General features: G+C 45.5%; 10 protein-coding genes. 1 reads left to right on the top strand and 9 read right to left on the bottom strand.

Annotated elements, in window-relative coordinates; genetic code table 11:
• From QXE01_11030 to QXE01_10995, 8 genes are all read right to left on the bottom strand, one after another.
• Window positions 1-233: hypothetical protein (locus tag QXE01_11030; protein MEM4971770.1), on the bottom strand; the 233-nt coding region annotated here is incomplete at its 3' end.
• Between the two features lie 358 nt (window positions 234-591).
• Window positions 592-1,371 (bottom strand): hypothetical protein, encoded by a 780-nt coding sequence (locus tag QXE01_11025; protein MEM4971769.1) that lies wholly within the window; start codon window positions 1,369-1,371, stop codon window positions 592-594.
• 170 nt (window positions 1,372-1,541) lie between these two features.
• A complete protein-coding gene (locus QXE01_11020; protein ID MEM4971768.1) occupies window positions 1,542-2,153 on the bottom strand; it encodes an isochorismatase family cysteine hydrolase in 612 nt (203 codons plus the stop codon).
• 260 nt (window positions 2,154-2,413) lie between these two features.
• Window positions 2,414-3,433: a DHH family phosphoesterase gene (locus QXE01_11015; GenBank protein MEM4971767.1), complete on the bottom strand. Its 1,020-nt coding sequence runs from the start codon at window positions 3,431-3,433 to the stop codon at window positions 2,414-2,416.
• Complete coding sequence (locus tag QXE01_11010; GenBank protein ID MEM4971766.1) at window positions 3,327-3,674, bottom strand: hypothetical protein; 348 nt, start codon at window positions 3,672-3,674, stop codon at window positions 3,327-3,329. The genes QXE01_11015 and QXE01_11010 overlap by 107 nt, the downstream gene beginning before the upstream one ends.
• Window positions 3,649-4,020, bottom strand: coding sequence for a prefoldin subunit beta (locus QXE01_11005; protein MEM4971765.1), 372 nt, complete (start codon window positions 4,018-4,020; stop codon window positions 3,649-3,651). Before QXE01_11005 ends, QXE01_11010 begins: the two co-directional genes overlap by 26 nt.
• A gap of 287 nt (window positions 4,021-4,307) precedes the next feature.
• On the bottom strand, window positions 4,308-4,757 hold the full coding sequence (locus tag QXE01_11000; GenBank protein ID MEM4971764.1) for an HAD hydrolase-like protein: 450 nt from the start codon (window positions 4,755-4,757) through the stop codon (window positions 4,308-4,310).
• 95 nt (window positions 4,758-4,852) lie between these two features.
• Window positions 4,853-5,590, bottom strand: coding sequence for an ABC transporter ATP-binding protein (locus QXE01_10995; protein ID MEM4971763.1), 738 nt, complete (start codon window positions 5,588-5,590; stop codon window positions 4,853-4,855).
• 98 nt (window positions 5,591-5,688) lie between these two features.
• Here QXE01_10995 and QXE01_10990 point away from each other — a divergent pair, with 98 nt between their 5' ends.
• A complete protein-coding gene (locus QXE01_10990; protein MEM4971762.1) occupies window positions 5,689-5,949 on the top strand; it encodes a hypothetical protein in 261 nt (86 codons plus the stop codon).
• Here QXE01_10990 and QXE01_10985 read toward each other — a convergent pair.
• Window positions 5,944-6,327, bottom strand: a 384-nt coding sequence (locus tag QXE01_10985; GenBank protein MEM4971761.1) for a hypothetical protein, incomplete at its 5' end; no start/stop codon positions are given. The two genes, QXE01_10990 and QXE01_10985, sit on opposite strands and share 6 nt — an antisense overlap.

Raw genomic sequence — 6,327 nt, 5'->3', positions numbered from 1 at the left:
CCATTAACACTTATAACAGGCCTTCTAGCAAGTAACAGGGCGGCGGCTGAGGCCCTTATAGCTTTTCTAGCCGGTTCTATGGTCTTCTCACCTATTAGGTAATCAAAACACTCGCCCCTCCCATGGGCTATGAGGCCTTGGGGAACAACTATACCCCTTCTAAACCCCTCAACAAGCTTCTCCCTTATAATTAGTGATTCTCTCCTAGGATGGTCTGGAGGTATCCATGACAACTGGGCAGCCCAGCCCTTCTAAGGCGAGGCGACTTATAAACTATTGATATCCACTAATAAGATCGATGATCCCTCTAGACAGTTGGCTTGGTGATGGGCTTTAGGATTTTTCATTCATTATAGCTATTTGGTATATAATGGTCAGAGACTTATATGTCTATTAATGCCGATGAGCCTTAGGCGAGGGACGAGGCTATGAAGCTATGCACCCCGGTTCGCCGACGGCTCTGGAGATATAGAGATCCTCTGGAGCCGTAGGCATAGACGGGTCGAGGGGAAGGAACAGGTGGGGGTGAACACGTGCCCAGAAAAACCAAAATAACCAAGGTAATGGGCATGGGCAACCACCGGGTTCGCCTCACATAAAGGCGAAGCCTTCATAGGATATTCTATATATGCCGAGAACCCTTTTAACAATCCCTCCAATAGCCGAGGCTATCTCATCTCCCAACCCCTTTTCATGGGCTATCACGAGAATAGATTTCTTGGCATAGTAGCCGAGCAGATATCCTTTTCCATGGTATGGGGAGAGGGTCTTATCTAGAGAGCTCTTTAGATCTTTATCTAGGAATCCAACCTCTTGAGAGAATCTATGGGATATCTCTATAAAGCTCTCTAGGCTAGGATTTTTTTCAAAGCCTCTATAGGCCTCTCTACCATATCTATAAATCCTATCCCATAGATCTCTAAGCACATCTACAGTAGTGATCCGCCTATCTATCTGTGCTAATGTGAACTCAACAAAATCGAGAGTAGAATCTCTTATAGCTATAGCATATCCAATCCCAGGGGCCCCTGGTTTTAACCTCATAACCAAACCCCCACCTGTGACCATAGCTATCACATCTCCCAACCCAGTTAGTGCGAGCACCTCAGCTCTATGAGCTATTCTTGAGGCCTCAAGGAGATCCTCCTTAGATCTGCAGTCCCTACCCTCGGCCCTCAGGGCCTCGCATGATAGGGCAAGGGCTGTGAAAGCGCTTACAGCACCCCCAATCCCAAGGGGTACTGAGGATCTTATGTAGAGGCCATGTGCGACTCTCTTCTCACGTGTTATAACCTCTACAGGGCCCTTATCAAAGCATATATCGCCAACCTCTACAATACAGCTACTAGCAGGTTTTTCATAGGCTATCATCCCAGGCTCTAGAAGTATTCCAACACCGAGTGAGCCTGTAGAATATGGATCCCTATTTCTCAGGGGTATCCAGAAGCCCGTTATATGGTGTGGCGCTCTATAGACCGTCTACACCACCGTCTATAGATCTGAATTCATGTATTTATGATTAACTTATATAAAAAGCTATCTCAGCTGGGGGAGAATGTTATGTCATCAACGCTTCTAACTATTTTCCCCTTATATAGAAAGTCTATCTGTCTAAGCGCCGCATATAGATCGAATTCTGTGAGGGCTGAAACACCATCTATAGGGACTATCACATCGAACCATCTAAGGGCTGCGCTCCCAGCTGTGTGGAGTACACATATATTTGCCACTGTACCGGTTATTATGAGAGTTTCTCTTCTGAGAACCCTTGAGAGTATATGCTCAAGCTGTGTTCCATAGAAGGCATCATATCTAAGCTTTCTAATCACTATATCCCCCTCCCGGGGCTTCAGCTCATCAACGATCTCAGCTCCCCATGTACCTCCAACAGCATGCTCACCCCAGATCCTGAACTCGGGATCGTCTCTCATATGCCAATCCTGGGTATATATTATTGGAACACCATATTGCCTAGCCCTCCCTATCAGCCTCGATATATTTGGTATCGTCTTAGGCGCTTCTGGCACAAACAGCTTTCCCTTTGGATGTGCGAAGTCATTCTGCATATCCACCACTATCACAGCCGCTTTCCCGGGGTCTACAGATACTTTATCATGGATCTTTATATCGGGTAGTTGTATTAACTTCTGCATAGACCCACCACTGAACATATGTTCGGAGGAATATATATTTTTACGGGTGAAGGCCTGCTCTCTAGAATGGGGAGGAGGTCAGTAAGGTTCAAGATCCATAGGGCTTAATATTATTTTCCATATTAAGCTATATCTAACCTCAAGACCCGCAGAGGATCTTTTTAACTTGGTATAGTATATTTAAACGATTTACGATAATCCATAGCCTATCTATATATTAATCCTTAGTGATACCTAAAACAGCTTCTAGGGTTTCACAGCTATTTCTCTAATGGTATGAATTCAACCCCTAGCTTTTTACCGAGGAGCAGGGGTATTTTCCTCAATAGCTCCTCGTAGGAGGCTTTTACAGATGCTACAGCTGCTAGCCTATGACCTCCCCAGCCACCCCCATAGATCTTCACAAGATCATCTAGGATCAGATCCCCTAACCCAGCTTCCCTACAGAATTCCTCTGAGCATCTACCAACAACCCTTGTCTCTTCATCCTTCTCTGAGATCACTATGGCTAGATCGCATCCCCCTCCCATGAGGATCTGGGCTGCGGAGGCTTCATAGGCGCCTACATGTGTTATGCATAGAAGTATCTCTCCACTCCTATAGATCATAACCCTTGACATAGCCTTAAGCCTAGCTATCCTCTCATCTATCCCAGGTGATCTCCTGATAAGCTGTAGAGCCTCGCTAATTCTTGCCCCCCACCTCATCAGATACCTAGTAGCCTCTATAGCTGTGATCGAGGCTAGTGTGAGGGATCTTGTATCATATAGAATACCAGCGAGGATCTTATTCGCGAGCTGGGGATCTGGTATATCGGTGGAGGTCTCCTCAAGCATTAGGGTGCATAGCTCCGTAGTTGAGGATGCTTCGGGATATACGATGCCTGGGTATCTAGGCTCCTCCCCACTCGATACATGGTGATCGATTACATAGACGGTATCGAAGGAGGAGCACTCGGTAGATGCTCTTCTACATGGTGTATCAACCACTAATAAGATCCAATTCCTCTGTAGATTGGCTGGGCAATCCTCTATATATCCCTTGGAAAGAGCATCCTCATAGATCCTCTTTGCTAGCGCATCAAGACCCCCGCTAGATATATAGCATGGGACTGTGTTTGAGCGGCTCTTAATAAGCAGTGATAATGCTATGGCCGATGAGATCGAATCTAGATCAGCTGATGGATGAGATGCTACCGCCACTCTCCTCTCCTTCGAGAGACTTCCGATCTCCTCTCCAACCCCTTTTAATATGCTTCTCAGCCTCTCTAAATCCAGCATCGATCACCTCATCAACTATCTCTAAAAGCTTCTCCCTAGATCCTGATGAGGAAAACACCTGGAGATCTATTCCCAGATCTATCCCATCCGAGGTTCTCCTAATGCTTATAGCAGCAACATAATGCGCCTTCCTCCCAAGCCTCTTCTCAATCTCCTTCTCAATCCTATCCTCTATCTTTAGAGCAACCTCTTCCCATAGATCCCCTCTATCCTCGCTAGCCTCCTCCACCCTTTCTACCATAGTATCTTCCCATTATCTCGTTGATCTTCGCCTCTAGATCTTTTATCTCGCTATTCAAACTAGCCTCCTGCCTCTCCAAAGCCTTGAGCCTAAGCTCGAGGATATCCTTTCTATCGCTTAGCTCCTTCTCCGCATCATCCTTAGAAACCCTTACCATTAGATGTCCAGCGCTCTTGAAGACAAGAGCATCTGGAGCAGCCCCTTTTAAAAGCTCCAAGGCCCTCTCAACCTCCCTCAACTCAGCCTGGACAACCCCTTTCTCAGCCTGGACCTGCCCAAGCCTTGCCCTTAACTGCTGGAGCTTCACAGCATATTGCTCTAACTCAGGGGGCACAACCTCTGCCAAACCACACCCCAATATAGTGGATTATCTACCCTTATTAACGAGAGATCCCTTTTAAACTAGTTACAGGTAGATCAACATGTGTGGAGGCCCTTTCAATAACACAGAAAGCTATAGCTCTAAGCTAGATTTGTAGGTTGAGAATATCCGCAATGCTGGCAACTACATAGTCAGGGGGAGGGGCTAGAGGATCTATTGGGAGTCTGTGGCGATTAACATATATAGCCCTCATACCAGCGTTTCTAGCACCTGAAACATCGAAGGGGTTTGAGGAGACGAGGTAAGCTTCTCTAGAGCCGATCCACGATAAAAACCCCCCTATAGATCTCAGGGGAGGGTTTATATTTCCTAACATCCTCAGCTGTATAGATCCCCTTGAAGCATCTGAGAAGCCCATTCCTCTCCAGAACCTTCTCAATACTCCTCCTAGTCCCATTTGTGAGGGCATATATGCTATGCTTCTCACCTAGTATGCATATGTATTTAGAATCCTCATATGCAACCATACTATCCCATCTCCTGAGGATCTCCTCTTCATCCGCTGTTAAGCCGATCTTCTCCATAGCATATCTCAAAGAGATCCTTGTTATCTCGTCGAAATCAAGCCATATACCCATTAAACTGGATCTCCATGTCATCTCCAGCTGCGTGGATCTCCACTCTCTAAGAAGAGATCTATCTATACCAATGCTATCCAGGTTCAGAACGGTTCCATATATATCAAAGGCGAGGATAGCCATTATATCCACCGAGATATGTTGGTTCAAGCACTAATATCTATTGAAGATCATTGCTAGATGTATTACCCACTATTGGGGGTGATTCATAATTAAGACTATCTTGTTGTTCTTGAAACAAGTCTTGCAAAAGACTCTTCCAGGTTCCTAGATCCGGTCATGCTCTTTATATCCTCCACACTCCCCTCACCCACTATTACCCCATCATTGATTAGGGCTATTCTATCGCATAGATATTCCACCTCAAACATATTGTGGCTTGAAAGCACTACCGAGGATCCCCTTTCCTTTGAATACTCCTTTATAGCCTCTCTAACATGTATCGATGAGAATATATCGAGCCCCGAGGTTGGTTCATCTAGTATTGCTAGGAGAGGCTCTGTCATGAGTGTTCTCGCTATTAGTAATCGCCTCCTCATACCCTTGCTATATGTCCCAGTCCTCCTCTTGAGATCCTGGGTGGAGAGGCCGGAGATCTTTATCCCAATCTCAATAGCCCTCTCAACATCTATATCATAGAGCTCTGCGAAGAACCTGAGATACTCGATCCCACTGAGCCTTGAATATACATCAGCCTCTTCTGGGAGGTAGTTTATTTTCCTCCTAATATCCGAGAGATCCTTTGCCCTAGCTATGTCCACACCGAAGATCCTAACAGATCCAGAGCTCGGCTTTGCAAGAGTAGCCATTATCCTTAGAGTAGTTGTCTTCCCAGCCCCGTTAGGGCCTACTAGACAGAATATCTCGCCAGGCATAACCCTTATCGTAATTCCCTTCAGAACCTCCCTCCTCCCATAGCTCTTCCTAACATCGATCATCTCTACATAGTAGCTCAAGGAACACACTAATATAGATAATATGTGGAAGGGATATATCTTCGATGAAAACCTCTCAGAGCTATTTAATTTAGATAGAGTATTTATAGAGGGGTATCTTGGAGGAAGAGGAGGTTCCAGAGGGTTTTTTGGAGGCTATTAAAGAGATGATCAGGGGTTTTAAGAAGGCTAGGGAATATGTTTCGGATAGCGATAGAGAATCTGTTGAGGAGGGGTTTATCTCGCTCATAGCTGATATGCTACACTCATGGATGAGAAGCAATAATATAGATCCTGATCAAGCTGCTATAAGGATAGAGATCGAGGAGGAAGAGGTTGAGGTAGAGCTCCCAAGAAGGATCAGGAGATTCAGATTATAGCTGGTTTTGATCCCTTTTTAACGAGATCTCGGCAACAAGGCCCATTGATCTCTTAAGAATCTCTGAGCACCCCCACCTTTTAACCCTAGTTATTATTGTTATATTAGGTCTAGACCCTATAACCAGCTTATCTATATCCTTTGACGCAACCCTATCAACTATATATTCAAGCCTCGACCTAGATATAGCTCTATATATAACACTATATCCCCTGATCTCCTCGCCACCTCTGAAGAGATCCGATTTTGTTATGCTAGCCTCCCCAGGTATGGGATCCTCAGGCTGGATCTTCACAACAGCGATCCGACTCCTGCGAGAAGCAAGCTTAGCCACCAGGTTAAAGGGGTTATCAAACGGTAGCCACTCAATATACACACC

This window comes from Sulfolobales archaeon (assembly GCA_038897115.1).
Lineage (GTDB): Archaea > Thermoproteota > Thermoprotei_A > Sulfolobales > AG1 > AG1.
The sequence above is the reverse complement of the archived record's forward strand: the minus strand, read 5'-3'. Positions and strand labels throughout refer to the sequence as shown.